The sequence below is a fragment of the Ligilactobacillus sp. genome (genome assembly GCF_036846325.1).
Taxonomy (GTDB): Bacteria; Bacillota; Bacilli; order Lactobacillales; family Lactobacillaceae; genus Ligilactobacillus.
In genome coordinates this window covers 1-15,683 of record NZ_DAIUCE010000004.1, presented here as the reverse complement: position 1 = coordinate 15,683, position 15,683 = coordinate 1, and the positions used below count along the sequence as shown (strand labels likewise).

The following is a 15,683-nucleotide window of genomic DNA, read 5'->3' as shown; positions in this document are numbered from 1 at the left end:
ACCGATAGCAATTCCCAAAGGAAGATTATCTAAGGCAGTTCCAAATGCAACACCTAAACATAAACCAATTGCCATATACATAATGACACCTCCATAAATTCCGATTTGTATAACCTCTCTTAACATCTAATCCGAGATCAAAACATGACACACATTTTGCAGTAGATATGTTTCCATATAAGAAAACCGGGCTTTTTCAGAAGTCAGGTTTTAAATCTAAACTTCCGAAAAAGCCCGAAAATACGCCACTTTCTGGTACTTATTTATCTTTTCTTGACATCAAGACTACTGTCTCCACATGGCTCGTTTGTTCAACGAAAAACATATTCAACCTCTATTGTACAAGGAAATGGTGGAACGTACCTTTTCCCTTAAAATCCAGTGGTTCGAGCCTGTGAGAACCATGAATTGTCCTATAATTTGTATAGGCAAACAGGATAAAGCTCTGTTCCTTAAACTTCATTTTTCATGTCATCCCTACAAACTGGAAGTTGTCAATTACTCTTTGCCTCAGCGTAACGTTCCTTTCCCCACCAATTCGGCATAAGTTCTTTTAATGTTACGGTTTCTCTTTTTTCATAATTGACCATGATTTCCATATCTTCGTTCGCTTCATTTAATTGATAAAATAATTCCTGACAAGCACCACAAGGCATACCGCTCCCACCTCCGTTTGGCGCACTGTCACGGAACGCTATAAATCTTTTCATTCTTGTCTGACCACTGTTAGCATACATATTCAGTGCGGCAAGTCTATCGGCACAAATATTCATCACTCCGCAGCAGCTTTCAATGCAGAATCCCGTATAGATATCTCCGTTTTCAGCTTCTATTGCACAAACTACATTGTGCGCATATATAAAGGGAGATACTTCCTCTGGATGATATTGATCTTTCGCCTTTTCATACATTCTTTCCCAAATATCCATTTGATTTTACCCCACAAATTCCGATTTGTTAAATTCATTGACATAGGGCGAGATACCAGTGGTTTTAACCATTGGAGGGATAGCCCCTCACTTATAAACTCGTTAGAGATTACTTTTTTCACCCTTTTCCTCCTTTTTGTTGTATTTCACTAATCATTTGCGATATAATTATTAGTGAAGAAAGTGAGGTGAACCTAATGGAAATACGAGTTACAATTAAAGCCAAACTAAATGTTCCTAATTCTGAAACGGCTTTAAGCTTTTCCAAAACAATGGAACAATATCGTCAAGCATGTAACCATGTATCTGAATACATCTTCAATCATGATTTTGACATGAAACAAAGCAGATTGAATAGAGAACTCTACGCTGAATTGCGTAATTTGTTCAGCCTTAAATCTCAAATGGCTCAGTCCGTAATCCGAACTGTTATTGCACGTTATAAAACAGTCAAAACTCAAATGGCACGTAAACCTTATAAATACCAAGACCAAAATACTGGTGAATGGTATCATGAAGTACGTGATTTAACTTGGCTGCGCAAACCGATTTCTTTTAACCGACCTCAAGTAGACCTTCAACGCAATCGTGACTGGTCTTATTTGGTCAGCGGTCAATTATCAATTAATACCCTTGACGGTCGTGTTAAAGTAGACCCTGTTTGTCATGGATTTAATCAGTACTTTGACGGTACTTGGAAATTCGGTTTGGCTAAGCTGCTTAAAACTGGCAACAAGTGGTATTTGCATATTTCGGCTACTAAAGAAGTTGCTGATTTTGATAACCAAACGGTTAAACATGTTGTCGGTATTGACCGAGGTTTACGTTTCTTAGTTACCAGCTATGATGAACAAGGCCAAACTTCCTTCTTTGATGGAAAAGCAATTATGCGCAGACGTGCCAAATACCAAAAACTTCGTGCCGCCTTGCAAGCTAAAGGTACTAAATCAGCAAAACGACGTTTAAAGAAATTATACGGACGAGAGAACCGTTGGATGAGCGATGTTAATCATTGCTTGTCTAAGACACTCGTTCAAAAATATGGTGCCAATACCTTATTTGTCTTAGAAGACTTAACAGGTGTTTCTTTTGAACGTACTGACTTACCAAAAGCTTTGCGTAATCAAAACAAATCGTGGGCTTTTTATCAGTTAGAACAATTTTTGACTTACAAAGCGCATTTGAACAATAGTGAAGTGGTCGAAGTTTCGGCTAAGTACACATCGCAACGTTGTCCAAAATGCGGAGTTATCAAAAAAGATAATCGTGATCATGAAAAACATGAATATCACTGCTCTAATTGTGGTTATCGTTCCAATGATGACCGGATTGGCGCCATGAATATCCAATTGCTTGGAACACAGTATATCAGCGGACAAGAACAGCCAAAATTTGAATTAACGACTAATGCGTAAACGTGTTAGTTAAACGGGTGTTGTCAACCACCCGATGATGTAGCCACGTATAGTGTGGGAGCAATTAATTGCGTTATGACCACTGACCTTAAGGCCGTGAGCTACAAACCTCAGTCTTTAGACTGGGGTAGTTGATATCCGCATTGTAGCATAAAAATAACGACACTGTATATCACTTTCGTAACATACAATGTCGTTACTTTTATTTTCTTCGATACACCAAACAAAACATATTCCTGTATACGATAATATCATATACAGAGTTCGACTTGTTCAGCTTTAGTGGGCGTGCCCGTAATCGATGACCGGCTTTTACGGGCAGATCTCAGAAATCAACGTATTGCTCGTAAGGCAGTCTTGATGCATCGATTGAGCAGGGGATGTGCAGCACTGCATTTGACAAAAAAGTCAGCCAGACTAAAAAAATGCCGGACAACATCCTTTGTTCGGCATTTTATTTAAGATTCTATGCGCGTTCTTTAATGACCAGCTCGCCGTCGTTCATTTCAGCTTCGAGATGCTTGACGTCGAGATTGTCGAGGTAAAAATCCGTAACCTTGTCTCTGATCTGCTGTTCGATGACGCGACGGAGCGGACGAGCGCCCATTGCTTCATCGTAGCCTTCTTCAATCAGGTAGTCCTTTGCTTCATCGGATACGGTCAGATCAATACCTTTCTTGGCAAGGGTCTTGTTGACGTCATCCAGCATCAGCTCAACGATGTTTTTGAGATTGTCCTTCGTAAGATGGGAGAATTCAATGACGGCGTTGAAACGATTGAGAAATTCAGGGCGGAAGTACGGGGCGAGGCGTTTCATGATATCTTCGTCCTGCTCGTCGTTTCCGGTCAGACTTTCGTTGCCGAATCCTGCATTTGACGTGGCGATGATGACCGTGTTCTTGAAGTTGACGGTGTTTCCCTGACCGTCAGTCAGACGACCGTCGTCAAGAACCTGCAACAGCAAAGTGATTACCTGCGGATCGGCTTTTTCGATTTCATCAAGCAAGACGATCGAATATGGGTTGCGACGGACTCGTTCGGTCAGCGTGTTGTTGTTGTCGTCATATCCGACATAGCCAGCGGTTGTTCCGATCAGCTTTGAAACTGCGGTTCGATCGGAGTATTCGGACATGTCGAGTCTGATGATCGCATCCTTTTTGCCAAACATGTCAAGCGCAAGCTGTTTTGCAAGCTCGGTCTTGCCGACGCCCGTCGGTCCTACGAACAGGAAGCTGCCGATAGGTCTGTTTCCTTCGTCAAAACCGGCACGATTGCGGCGAATGGCTCTGGCAACGGCCTTGACGGCTTCGTCTTGGCCGATGACTTTGCCTCTTAAGCGATCGCCGATGCCTTTCAGACGTTCGATGTCGCTTGCACCCATCTTGGAAACCGGGATGCCCGTCAGGCGTTCAACGGACTTGGCCACGTCGTTGATCGTTGCTTCGACCTTTTGAGATTCAGAGTGATTGTCGATTTTTTCCTGAAGTTCCTTGATTTTGTCCTTGGCTTCCTGTGCTGTTTTGAAATCTTCCTTGGCTGCGGCCTCATCTTGTTTCTGACGTTCTTTTTCGATTTCTTCTTCCAACGCCTTGACGTCAGTCACGGGATGCTTGGCCGCAAGGTGAGCCGCGGTCATGTCAATCAGGTCGATGGCCTTGTCAGGCAGGGAGCGCTGCGGAATATATTGAATCGAGTAGTCGACGGCAGCTTTGAGGACGCTGTCCGGCAAAACGACGTTATGGTGCTTTTCATACAGAGTTCTGATTCCCTGGAGAATCTTGAACGTATCTTCTGCGCTTGGAGCCTTGACCTGAACTTCATTGAAACGTCGTGCCAATGCTGCATTTTTCATGATCGTATTGCGATACTCGTCTTGCGTCGTTGCACCGATGACGCTGATCTCGCCGCGAGAAAGGGCAGGCTTCAAAATATCGGCCAGTCCCTTCGAACCGTTGCCGTCACCGGCAGAGCCGGCACCCAGAATCTGGTGAATCTCATCGAAGAACAAGATGACATTGCCGGCATCCTTGACTTCTTTGACGAGTTTTTGAATGTTTTCTTCGAAGCTTCCGCGATATTGGGTACCGGCTTCAAGAGATGAAATATCGATGCTGATGATTTCCTTGTTCTTGATCGCATTCGGCACGTCGCCGTGGACGATGGCTTGTGCCAGGCCTTCAACGACGGCTGTCTTGCCGACGCCGGCGTCTCCGACAAGGACGGGGTTGTTCTTTGTTCTGCGTGAGAGAATTTCAGCGGTTTCCTGAATCTCCTTGTTGCGTCCGATAACCGGATCAAGCTGATTATCGCGCGCTTCTTGCGTCAAGTTTCGACCAAGTTTTGCCAAAATTCCGTTTTCGGGTTGTTTTACCGTATTTTTCGTTTGCATATTATTCTGCGGCAGCTTTCCTGTCTGACGATACTGTTGAAATTCTTCAGGCGTTACTTCGCGGCCATTGATCAGATAGCGGCTGCTCTCTGAGTTAAATCCGTTCATTTCGCCCATTAATTGATTGAAAATGTCGTCCATGCTGCTTGAAAATGGATCTGATGAAAATCTAGCCATAATACATACCTCATTTCTTTTGTGACTCTTTCGCACAAAAAAGCTCAAATCAGAAAACCGGCGGCGACTGACAAGAGCTTGGTGCGGGCTATAAAGTTAGTCATCATCCGACAAGTAGCTTTCTTCCAGTTCGCGGAGAACTTCCCACATCGACTGCTGCGATGCCTGAGCCAGCGCATCCAGATCCCGAAGGTTCAGTGAAGTTGCGCTGGTCTGCTGCTTGTTGAATGACTTATGCAGGGTGGTGTACCCGTAGCCCGACTTCTTTGCCACTTGGTAGATCGTCAATTTCTTGGCGGACAAGTAGGCTTTGATGTCGATTCTCATGGACCTCACCTCTACGTTTCTTATTATATCACATTTGTGATATAACACAAGTGTGAAATAATATTTTTTGAAAAAAATTTTTTTGAACTGAGAGGTGACGGACGAAATATTGTGTTCTGCATTTTTTGCCAAATGCAGTGCTGAAAATCACCTGCTCAATCAGGATGTCAGGACTAGGTTACGGGCAAAAGAGCGATTTTTGAGATTTGCCCGTAAAATCCGGTCTCCGGTTACAGGCACAGCCCGCATTTAACGCTGTATACAAAAAGCCCGGATGAAATTTGCATTTAATTGCAAATTCATCCGAGGCTTCAGTTTTCTCAATCCTTTAATTTAGATTACAGGTCTTCTCGTAAATTTTGGAATCAATTTGTCGAAGTCGTATGCGGCCAGTTGTTCAAGTCCGTCTTTTGAAGCGTCGAAGTATGTGGTCAAAGCCTGGGCAATCATCAGATTGACTTCTTTTTCCGGATCAAACTGAACGACGGCAACGGGAGTGCGGGTGCCGTATGCGAAGCCGATTTCGAAGGCAGTGCCCGAGTCCGGTTCGTTTTCCTTTGTTTCTTCCATTTTGTAGTCGATGATTGCGACAACGAGGTCAGCAGCAGAAATTTGTGAAACATCGAGCTGGAAGGTTGCCTTTTGCCATTCGAAGCTCCCGAATTCTGCTTCCTTATATTCATGTTCGTGAGGGATGAAAATCTTTTCCGAATCAATTGTCTTGTTTTTGATGAGCGCTTCCTTGACCTGATAAATGCGTTCTTTTTGCTTATCGCTGAAAAATGGTGATGCTAAGTATACGGATTTCATTTTAATCTTCCTTTGTATTGCATTTTAATGATAGTTTAGCATTGCGCAAAAATGTTTTGCAACCCTTTTTCTGTTTGAGGGAAATTCCCCTCTATATCTTGTGCCATGCTGTGAAACAAACCACTAGATGTGCTTTATTTTTAAACGGAATGAGTGTATGATTGAAAGAGCGTCATGTGCGATTGATTATTGTATGCAGAGCATTGCATTTAAGCTACAGAAAGGATGTATCTACTATTTTGATTACATTATCAGGAATTATCGGTTCCGGAAAATCCAGTTTGACTGAAATTTTGTCAAAGGAACTTGGAACGAAGGCATATTACGAACCCGTTGAAGACAATCCGGTGCTGCCGATTTTTTACAAGGGAAACGAAATTGCGGCCAGGAAACGTGCGGCCGGTGAGAAAGATGCGACGAATCCGTACGCCTACCTTTTGCAGACATACTTTTTGAATCGTCGCTTTGCGATGATCAAGGAAGCAATGCAAAATGACAATAACATTCTGGACCGTTCGATCTATGAAGACGAAATCTTCATGAAGATGAACACTGAGATGGGGAATGCGACCAAGGTCGAGTATGACATCTACAAGAGTCTTCTGGACAACATGATGGAAGAATTGCCATATGCTGCTCATAAGAAGTCACCGGATCTCATGATTACAATCAAGGTTTCATATGAAACGATGATCAAGCGGATCATCAAGCGCGGACGGGATTACGAACAGATTGAAAAGGATCCTTCGCTTGTCGATTACTATCACCTTCTGCTCAGTCACTATGACGACTGGATGGACGAATATGACGAATCTCCGCTGCTGATCATTGATGGCGATAAGTATGATTTTGTTGCCGATGTCAGCGATCGCGTGAAGATTCTGGAAACAATCGAAGACAAGCTGTACGATCTTGGCAATTTGGAGCAGACAAAAGTAGACGAACTGCGCAAAGCTCATCTTGAAATATTGAAGCAGCAATGAAATCTGCATTTGACGAAAAAGTGAAAAGGCTTGCAAATTCTTATGTTTAGGGCTATTATAAATATAAAGTGATATATAAGAAGAAAGGCAGGGTGATTCACATGTCATGCGAATATGAAAAGATTTTGGTTGCGATTGACGGATCAAAAGGCGGAGAAGTTGCGTTGAAAGAAGCTATCGAAGTTGCCAAGCGTAATGATGCACATCTGGACGTGTTGAGGGTCATGGATCTCAACTCGCTTGAATACGGCGGAGCAGGAATTGCGCTTGACGGCGAGCAGATTTACGAAATCGAACACGACAGCGAAGAATATCTGCTTGAACTGCGCAGAAGGGCAATTCAGGAAGCAGGCCTCAAGCCGGAACAAATCAGGGTTCACCTGCGTTTCGGCAATCCTAAGCTGGTTATCGTTGAAGATTTCCAGCCAGAATATGAAAATGATCTGATTATTGTCGGCTCAACCGGCAAGAACTTCCTGCAAAGGCTGGTCGTCGGCTCTGTTGCGTCATACGTGATTCGTTCGGCCAGATGCGACGTGCTGGTTGCGCGTACCAAAGAAGAAGACATCAAGGAATAAGAATATTGATTTTCGTTCAAAAAAGGCAGTCGAACCCAGAACATGGGTCCGGCTGCCTTTTTGTCATGCACTTTCAGACCTGAGAATGTGAAAAGGACGAGTTGAAACATTTTGTCTGGGAATGATAGCTGAAAAGCAGCTGTTATCACTAGGAAGAGCGGTACTTTAGTGCCGAGTTCTGTTCACATCCTGACAAAAAAAGAGACCGGAAACACATTCCGGCCTCTTAGAGATTGAGGATTATGCTTTGCTGAATCAGATAACTGCTTTTGGCAGGCCCGCTGACTCAGCAAGCGAAGAGTTATGTCGTAAATCAGATGACTTGAAGCCTGAGCTGATTTTCTCCGATCAGGTTGGCCCGTTTCATGAACAGGTAAACGAAAACGGAAATTGCCGCCGGCATGACCACACCCGTAAACATGTAGACTGCAAACGGTCCGACGCCTTTGGCGGCATATGCCAAAGGCGCAATCAGCGAGTTGAGTCCAAGTCCGCCAAGCGTGTAGTTTGAGCGGAAATGGAAAAGGACGGTTGCGACCGGTGCTGAAATTACGGCTGAAACAAGCGATGGAATCAGCAGGTAAGGGTTGAGCACGATGTTCGGGAACTGAATCTTAGGAGTTACCAGACTTTGTGCGATGTTTGCACCAAGGTTGTTTTGCCGGCATGACATTGCAGTGAAAGCCACAAACTGCGATGTCGTTCCGATAAGTGCCGCGGCAGAACTGATCGGATCAAGCGTCAAGGCAATCGAAAGAGCTGCTGAAGAAGCCGGCGACATCAGGAATAATGCCCAGGCAAGCGAAACGCAGACAGATCCCAGGACCGGATTGACGTGCATGGATTGCTCAATGAATCGACTGATGTCAAGCAAAAGCGGCGTTGTAACGGCAGCAAGCCCCAGACCTGAAATCGTTCCGGCTGTCGTTGCGCCAAAAGGAACCAAAACCATGTCGAGCGGCGTCTTACCGGTCAGATATTTGCCGACAAGCGCAGCAATCAATGCTGCAGCAACGGCACTGACAGGCTGTCCGGTTGAAAACGAAGGACTGCCTGCTGCCTGGAGAAGAGTGCCGCCGACTGCAGAAGTCCCGTTGACCGCTTTTGCCGTAAAATGCACGGCATTTGAACCGACCGTTGCTGAAATCATGGCGCTGAAGATAACGAGCGTATTAACGTCAAGCTGTGAAGCTACTGCGACGCCAAGCGCCGGCGCAAGCAGAACGGTCCCCATCGTTCCTGCGTCATAAAGTGGCTGCCAGTGAATGAACTGTGCGATGGTCTGGAATAAGAGTCCGATTCCGAGCGTGACCAGAATGGCATTGGCGACAGCAGCGGAAACCCGGTAAACGTAATCTTTGGTTGTTGGCTTGTTTGTACTCGTAGTTGCTGTATCAGCGTTCATATAATTACCCCCTATGATAATTTGCAATAACTCTCAAATGAAAAATACATACCTTATTGATCAACTTCACTAATAAAAACTACACATTTACTGAATTTAAGCCTAAAAAAATAGAGTTCAGTCGAACTGAGCCCTATCAAAACTCAGCGCAGGAAGAATTATCTTATGATGTTATTCCTGCCCGAGCGTGTACTAAACCCTGATTCTAGTCAAGAGGAACTTTGACGATCCAGCCTTCAGGAGCAGGACGGTCACCGAATTGAATACCCGTCAATTCGTCGTAAAGTTTCCTGGTTACGGGACCAACTTCTGTTTCACTGTAGAAGACGTGGAACTCGTCGCCCACTTGGAAGCCGCCGATTGGTGAAATTACGGCAGCTGTCCCGCAAGCACCTGCTTCTGCAAGGTGATCGAGCTGGTCGATGTAGATGTCAGTTTCTTCTGTTTCCATGCCGAGATTGTGTTCAGCAAGGTAAAGAAGAGAGTATTTAGTAACACTAGGCAAGATGGATGGTGACTTAGGCGTCACGAATTTACCGTCGCGCGTAATGCCGAAGAAGTTAGCCGAGCCGACTTCTTCAATCTTCTTATGTTCAATCGGATCAAGGTAAATGCAGTCCGAGAAGCCGCGCTTGTGTGCAATGTCGCCGGGAAGAAGGCTGGCTGCATAGTTGCCGCCGACCTTGGACTGACCTGTACCTTTATGTGCGGCACGGTCATAATCAGCGGCAAGGAAGTTCGTCGGCGTAAGGCCGCCCTTGAAGTAGTTGCCGACAGGCATTGCAAATACGGAGAAGATGTATTCCGTTGCGGGATGAACGCCGATGTTTTCGCCGACGCCGATCATGTACGGACGAAGGTAAAGAGTACCGCCGGTGCCATATGGCGGAATGTATGCCTGGTTGGCACGAACTACTTGCTTCAAGGCATCAACGAACATTTCCGTCGGGACTTCCGGCATCAAGAGACGCTGACAGCTGCGCTGCATCCGGGCTGCATTCTGATCCGGACGGAAGATGTTGACGCTGCCGTCCTTGCAGCGGTATGCCTTCATACCTTCGAAGCATCCTTGACCGTAATGGATGATAGGAGAGCCTTCATTAATCGTAATGGATGAATCTTCAACCAGGCCTGCCTTGTGCCATTCTCCGTCCTTCCAATATGCGCGGTAGCGGTATGGTAGATCCATGTAGTCGAAGCCTAAGTTGTTCCAGTCAAGATCTACTGTTTTTGTATCTGTCATAAGTAACTCCTCCTCAAAATGGCTTTCGCAGCAGGAAGCAATCATTCAGTCTGAATGATAAAAAAACCGATACTGGCACTAAGCCGGCATCGGGGTCCAATTCGGGTATAAGGATCCAGCGCCGCCTTGGTGCATGTGCCGGATCTGAAATTCTTGCACTCTAACTAAGCCGAGACATCAGATGGCACGAAACCGTGTAGGACGATGACTAGGCTGATAATTCGAGATGACGCTACGTTATTCATCCTGCATTGCTTCATGACATCCGACCTCCTTTGACTTATTTCCAAGACTTGCATGATTGCTTTGCATTGAATGACTTCATTATAGCAAGGTTCATTAAAAATGCAAGAGAAATATTTTATTTTTTTCAAATAAATTCTGAAGCCATTTCGCAAATCTTTGAACATCAAAGGTTTAAGCAGGCAAATAAGAATGAAAATAATTTCAAAGTCAGGGATTGGAATGGAGTCTGATAAGCCTGCCCGTGATGAGTTCATGAAGCATCAGAATGAATAATGCGGGCAGCACCATTGCGGATTACAGGAAATACAGCCTTTGCGCATATATGATATTCCGGAGATTTCAATTAAAACAAGTTTAGAAACAACTGGTTCGGAAGAGGATATCGTAAAAACGAAATAAATGTGAATTGTTTTTATGCTATACTAAAATAACAACGTTATTAAATGATGTCCAAGAACAAAAGTATGCATCTGCACTATATTGCAGATGTAACCGAATACATTTTTTACGATACTACATATAGTCCGTGATGGATTCATTTTAAAAATCGTTTGCTTTAATTTAATACAAAATAGATTATAAAAACAAGTCCGCTAATATAATGGTAGTTTTTGTCATTTTTGACAAAAAGTTGGCGGCCAGAAGACGATAAATAGTTTATTTTAACAAATGTGCTGTTTTTGTGAACAAAAATGAATTTTTCTATAACTTATTTGTTGGAAAACGATTTTCGCTATGCTATAATTCGTGTTGAAGGTTTTGTGAATTATATTTGAAATTCACAAAATGTATTGATGCACGATTTGTAACGTTTCTGAGACGCGCAGGTGCGTCCGGAATATTTATTGGTATATATTTCATTTAATGAACGAAAAGAGTTCAATCTTTAGGGAAGAGATGAATTCATTGTTCATGACTGATGCTGTGGATGACAGCGTCCTTCAGAGATTATAAGGGGTATTGCTGGTTAGCGATGGATAGGAATGGAGAGCAACTGATATGAAAGGAAACAGGACATTCAAAAAGCTTGTCTGGCTTTTTGGGGCAATGGTCGCGGTATTTGCGACTGTCTTCGTCATGGGGAAGTTCGACGGCGAAAGGGCAGATGCTGCGGTTGAATTGAATCAGAACAACACCGTCAGCTTTATTGACAACGTGAAGATCAGGGTCAGTCATAAGGATTCGACGTCGGAGGAACTCAGGGACGATGATTCATATACGTTAAAGGACGGCGACAAGTTATCGATTGAATATGACTTCAGTTTTCCGGATGACGAGGACATCAATCCGGGCGACACGTACACAGTTTACGTTCCGAAGGCCTTCAAGGCGTACAATGACTGTGACGGCAAGCTCAGGAATGAGGACGGAACGGAATTCGGGACGTGGAAGCTGTCCGGCACGTTTGACAACGATCACAACGGATACCCGCTGGTCATGACCTTCAACGACAACATCGGGACGATTCAGGGACGCAAGGGGACGATACACCTTGAATCATCCCTGGACATTGAAAGCTTTTCCGAAGAGAATCGTCAGGAAATCAAGATTCCCTTGAAGGACAGCACAACCTATACCATTGAAATAAAGCAGCATACGGATGAAAAGTTCGGCGACGTGACAAAGAACGGCTGGTTCCTCGGAAACGACTGGCAGCCGACCAGGGCGCACTGGGTGATTGATTTCAACAAGGGGCTCAATGACATCGACGATCCTGTCTTGAAGGACAGTCTGTATCATGCCGACAGTCAGTATTCTGAGCATAAGATTGACTACAGCAGCTTTAATGTTTATTCCGTACGGCTTGATTCCTACGGCAGAGTCATCGAGAAAAGCAAGGAAAAAGTCAATCCGGAAGAATATGAAATCGTCAAGTCTTCCGATGGCATGAGTTATGAGCTTCATTTCAAGCACAAGATCACGGGTGCATACCGCATAGAGTATGAAACGGACATTACGAACGATTCCGGTGACCGCGAGACGACGAAGGTCGGCAACAAGGTTTCCTCATATGATGGCGACAAGCACCTGGCTGATGCATCAAAGGAACTCTGGGCGCACTGGTGGAGCAGGGGCAGCACGATTGTCAAGAAGGGCGTTCAGAAGGATGGCAGCAGAGTTGACTGGACGGTCTACTACAACCTTGTCGGTCACAAGTTCGGTGACAGCACGCTTCTGCTGGACAGCTTGTACAGCGGAACATTTGACAGGAACAGCTTTGAAATACATGAGGCTTCGTCAGTTGACGGAAATCCGTTCAACCAAAGTGAAAACAACATCAAAGTCGGCCGCAAGCTTTCAGAAAGCGAATATTCCATCAGCTATTCGAGCAAGGCAGACCGTGAAGTTGCAGCAATCAAGATCGGTAATTCGAACGGCAAAGGGTATGTGATCAGCTACAGGTCAAACCTGCCGGACGGATTATCGCAGGGCACTCAGATCAGAAATCATGTCGAAGACGGACATGACAATGAGGGCGAAGGCAGCATCTGGTACGATAAAGTAAAGGAACATGTCTACAAGTCGCATACGAATGTCACCAAAGATACGATTGACTGGTCCGTGAGATTCTATGAAGCGGCAAGCGACAATACTTTTAAGACGTTCAAGAATCTGACTTTGACAGATCACTTCTACACCAGCCACGGCAGTCAGCTTAACCTGAAGGGCGGACTGAATGCCGTCAAGGTCTATCGAAGCAGCGGTCCCGGGGACTGGAACGCGAATATTCTGGTTGATTCCAGCGAATATACAATTAAGGAAGACAATAAATCAGGAGAGGGCGGATACAAGGGCTTCAAGATTACGTTCAAAGGCGAAGCACCGGCTGCACTTTATGAAGTAAAATATCAGACGACACGTGATTCCTCACAGGAATCAGGAAACTGGGCGCAGTTCGGCGATGAGCAGACGAGCGACAGCGTTCCTGCTGACGGCGGAAGTTCTGAGAATATCGGAATCAGCAAGAGCAATTCCGGGGTCAACAGAAAGGACGGCCTCCTGTACTGGAAGGTTGAAGTCAACGCAGAAAAGCTTCCGATGAGCAACTATATGGTCAAGGATACGATTACCGGTGACCAGGAGCTTGTCGAATCAACAATCAAAGTTAAGGACGTGACTGAAAACAAGGATGTTACAAGTCAGGTCAGACGGGAAATCCAGGAAACGACGTCAACGTACAATCAGGACGGGAAGTCCCACACGGCGCCTGCGAAGCTTCTGGTCATCCACCTGCCTGACACGGACCATCAATACGAGATTTCGTATGGAGTAAAACTCGGGCCGGTTGGATACAACAGCGATAGGAATCACTATACTGATTACGCTGACTTGTATCAGGGAAATGACAAAAAAGGAAGTGCTACAAACGATTATTGGCATTGGAAGAGCAGACTTGAAAAGGACGGGGCAGTCGACAAGAATGACAACAGTCTTGTCAACTGGACGATTGACGTCAACAAGGCATATATCACCTATCCGAACGGTGCCATCAAGGATACCCTTGACGGAAAGCAGATTTTCATTGAGGGCTCGATTGAAGTGTACCGGTATGAAGGATCCGATCAGTGGAATGACAAGCTTTCGAGCAAACCGCTTCCGAAGTCGGCATACAATGTGAAAATCGTTCCGTATACTACTTCCGACGGAAGAGTCACTCAGCAGATGATTATCACGTTCAATGATGATCAGACGAACAATCCCGGCGAAAAGGCCAACTACGTCAGTCGTCCTTACAGAATCAAATATCAGACGAAGATTCTGACGTCAGGCAAGGACCGCGTTTCAAATACCGCATCAATCGAAGGCCTGGACAACAGGGTCGTTTATACGAAGGTTGACAAGGACAAGGAAGTTACGCATACTTCCGGAGATGCCACGATTACGGGATATAACGTCGACTTTGACATTTTGAAGCGCGATGCCGTCGACAAGCAGGTCATGCGTGACGTTCACTTCGATCTGTATCGTCTGGCAGACGGCAAGTGGATACCATATATCCAGGACGTTTCAACCGGCTCCAACGGACGAATCAGTTACAAAGGCTTGCTCACCGGCCGGTACAAGCTCGTTGAAACGAGAACGCAATCAGGTTATACGAAACTTGACACACCAGTCTATTTCATTTTGAGCAAGAAGAACATGAGTGATGTCAAGGACAAGGAATCTTCAATCACATTAACGGATGCCGATGGCAACAAGATTGAAGATTCTGCTTACGCAAGCATCATTGCCATGAATCCCAAGAAGAACAAACCGACAACGATTCAGATTCTGAATTGTCCTGTCGGAGGGATGCTTCCTCAAACAGGCGGACCGGGCAGATTGTTGTTTGAAGCATTGGGATCGCTGCTGATCGTTGTTGCATGTGTCCTGACCGAGGTGCTCATCTGGCGACGGATTCGCAGTTCAAAGGGGGTGTGATCATGAAGAGAGTATTTAAATTATTGTTCATGATCGTTGCCTTCATGACGGCCGTATTCGCAGGATCCGGGCAGGCATCCGCTGATTCGACGACGGGTGTCACTGAGAATATTCACATCCATATCAGCCTGGAGCTCAATCTTCCTTCGGGAACCGACGTTACCAGACTGAGAGCACCGACATTTGAAATATATGATATTTCAGACAAGTTCAATGAAGCTGACGATTCAAGCGAATTTACCGCAAAATTTCCGCTCGGAGGTCAGAGTTATGCGAAGAACTTCATTGAAAGGCACAACTTGAAGCCTCTCAGCCGACAGACAGGTACTAAGGCAGATTCTTCGATTGACTTCATCGTTCCCGAGTGCGATGCGTATCTGATCGTTCAGACTGATGAGAACGGAGTCATTGAAAATGCAGGGAACAACGGAACGTTCACCCTGCCGTTCGTCTTCCAGACGAACGACAACTTCCAGATTGATGATCAAGGTCGGATGTGGTTTCAAATCAAAGGTAAGACTTCGCTTGTGCAGCGTTCAGCCTATTTCTTCAAATATGGCAAAAACGCCGGCGGAGAGTTACCGTTAAGCGATGCAAAATTTGTTTTGTACCGCCTGAACGGTTCAATGAAACTATATTGCACAAATAATGGTGGTTTTAAGGCAAGTGCTTCCCCGCTCAGCGACGATGAAATTGCAAAGTTCACGTCCAACTCGGCAGGTTTGGTCATGTATGACCGCGGAAGTCTTGATCCTGGTA

Annotated in this window: 10 protein-coding genes and 1 pseudogene; 5 read left to right on the top strand and 6 right to left on the bottom strand. The window is 45.2% G+C overall.

Going from position 1 to position 15,683, the window contains the following annotated elements:
- Positions 1-494: 494 nt before the first annotated feature.
- Positions 495-929: a cytidine deaminase family protein gene (locus V7Z60_RS00930; RefSeq protein ID WP_035171675.1), complete on the bottom strand. Its 435-nt coding sequence runs from the start codon at positions 927-929 to the stop codon at positions 495-497.
- A 197-nt stretch (positions 930-1,126) separates the two neighbouring features.
- Here V7Z60_RS00930 and V7Z60_RS00925 point away from each other — a divergent pair, with 197 nt between their 5' ends.
- Positions 1,127-2,344 carry a transposase gene (locus V7Z60_RS00925; protein WP_334115620.1) on the top strand — a complete coding sequence of 406 codons (1,218 nt, stop codon included), beginning with the start codon at positions 1,127-1,129 and terminating at the stop codon, positions 2,342-2,344.
- Between the two features lie 466 nt (positions 2,345-2,810).
- Here the strand turns inward: V7Z60_RS00925 and V7Z60_RS00920 are convergent, their stop codons facing one another.
- From V7Z60_RS00920 to V7Z60_RS00910, 3 genes are all read right to left on the bottom strand, one after another.
- The gene (locus V7Z60_RS00920; protein WP_334115618.1) at positions 2,811-4,910 is read right to left on the bottom strand and encodes an ATP-dependent Clp protease ATP-binding subunit; all 2,100 of its coding nucleotides are present in this window, start codon (positions 4,908-4,910) and stop codon (positions 2,811-2,813) included.
- 96 nt (positions 4,911-5,006) lie between these two features.
- Positions 5,007-5,237, bottom strand: coding sequence for a transcriptional regulator (locus V7Z60_RS00915; RefSeq protein ID WP_334115616.1), 231 nt, complete (start codon positions 5,235-5,237; stop codon positions 5,007-5,009).
- A 333-nt stretch (positions 5,238-5,570) separates the two neighbouring features.
- Complete coding sequence (locus V7Z60_RS00910) at positions 5,571-6,047, bottom strand: nucleoside 2-deoxyribosyltransferase (protein WP_334115614.1); 477 nt, start codon at positions 6,045-6,047, stop codon at positions 5,571-5,573.
- Positions 6,048-6,286: 239 nt separating this feature from the next.
- On the opposite strand from V7Z60_RS00910, the gene V7Z60_RS00905 reads away from it, so the two are divergent.
- Together V7Z60_RS00905 and V7Z60_RS00900 are read left to right on the top strand one after the other, a co-directional pair.
- Complete coding sequence (locus tag V7Z60_RS00905) at positions 6,287-7,030, top strand: deoxynucleoside kinase (RefSeq protein ID WP_334115612.1); 744 nt, start codon at positions 6,287-6,289, stop codon at positions 7,028-7,030.
- A 101-nt stretch (positions 7,031-7,131) separates the two neighbouring features.
- The gene (locus V7Z60_RS00900) at positions 7,132-7,608 is read left to right on the top strand and encodes a universal stress protein (RefSeq protein WP_334115610.1); all 477 of its coding nucleotides are present in this window, start codon (positions 7,132-7,134) and stop codon (positions 7,606-7,608) included.
- Between the two features lie 313 nt (positions 7,609-7,921).
- On the opposite strand, the gene V7Z60_RS00895 is transcribed toward V7Z60_RS00900, so the two are convergent.
- Positions 7,922-9,013: a PTS transporter subunit IIC gene (locus V7Z60_RS00895; RefSeq protein ID WP_334115609.1), complete on the bottom strand. Its 1,092-nt coding sequence runs from the start codon at positions 9,011-9,013 to the stop codon at positions 7,922-7,924.
- Between the two features lie 205 nt (positions 9,014-9,218).
- Complete coding sequence (locus tag V7Z60_RS00890; protein ID WP_334115607.1) at positions 9,219-10,256, bottom strand: branched-chain amino acid aminotransferase; 1,038 nt, start codon at positions 10,254-10,256, stop codon at positions 9,219-9,221.
- 1,245 nt (positions 10,257-11,501) lie between these two features.
- Between V7Z60_RS00890 and V7Z60_RS00885 the strand changes: the two genes are divergently transcribed.
- Positions 11,502-14,924 carry a collagen binding domain-containing protein gene (locus V7Z60_RS00885; RefSeq protein ID WP_334115605.1) on the top strand — a complete coding sequence of 1,141 codons (3,423 nt, stop codon included), beginning with the start codon at positions 11,502-11,504 and terminating at the stop codon, positions 14,922-14,924.
- Positions 14,925-14,926: 2 nt separating this feature from the next.
- Positions 14,927-15,683 (top strand): annotated as a pseudogene (locus V7Z60_RS00880) (prealbumin-like fold domain-containing protein); the annotation flags it as partial.

What these genes read in the sequence shown, in the direction of transcription:
- V7Z60_RS00930 (WP_035171675.1), bottom strand. Translation starts at nt 929, where the DNA reads ATGGATATTTGGGAAAGAATGTATGAAAAGGCGAAAGATCAATATCAT.
- V7Z60_RS00925 (WP_334115620.1), top strand. Translation starts at nt 1,127, where the DNA reads ATGGAAATACGAGTTACAATTAAAGCCAAACTAAATGTTCCTAATTCT.
- V7Z60_RS00920 (WP_334115618.1), bottom strand. Translation starts at nt 4,910, where the DNA reads ATGGCTAGATTTTCATCAGATCCATTTTCAAGCAGCATGGACGACATT.
- V7Z60_RS00915 (WP_334115616.1), bottom strand. Translation starts at nt 5,237, where the DNA reads ATGAGAATCGACATCAAAGCCTACTTGTCCGCCAAGAAATTGACGATC.
- V7Z60_RS00910 (WP_334115614.1), bottom strand. Translation starts at nt 6,047, where the DNA reads ATGAAATCCGTATACTTAGCATCACCATTTTTCAGCGATAAGCAAAAA.
- V7Z60_RS00900 (WP_334115610.1), top strand. Translation starts at nt 7,132, where the DNA reads ATGTCATGCGAATATGAAAAGATTTTGGTTGCGATTGACGGATCAAAA.
- V7Z60_RS00895 (WP_334115609.1), bottom strand. Translation starts at nt 9,013, where the DNA reads ATGAACGCTGATACAGCAACTACGAGTACAAACAAGCCAACAACCAAA.
- V7Z60_RS00890 (WP_334115607.1), bottom strand. Translation starts at nt 10,256, where the DNA reads ATGACAGATACAAAAACAGTAGATCTTGACTGGAACAACTTAGGCTTC.
- V7Z60_RS00885 (WP_334115605.1), top strand. Translation starts at nt 11,502, where the DNA reads ATGAAAGGAAACAGGACATTCAAAAAGCTTGTCTGGCTTTTTGGGGCA.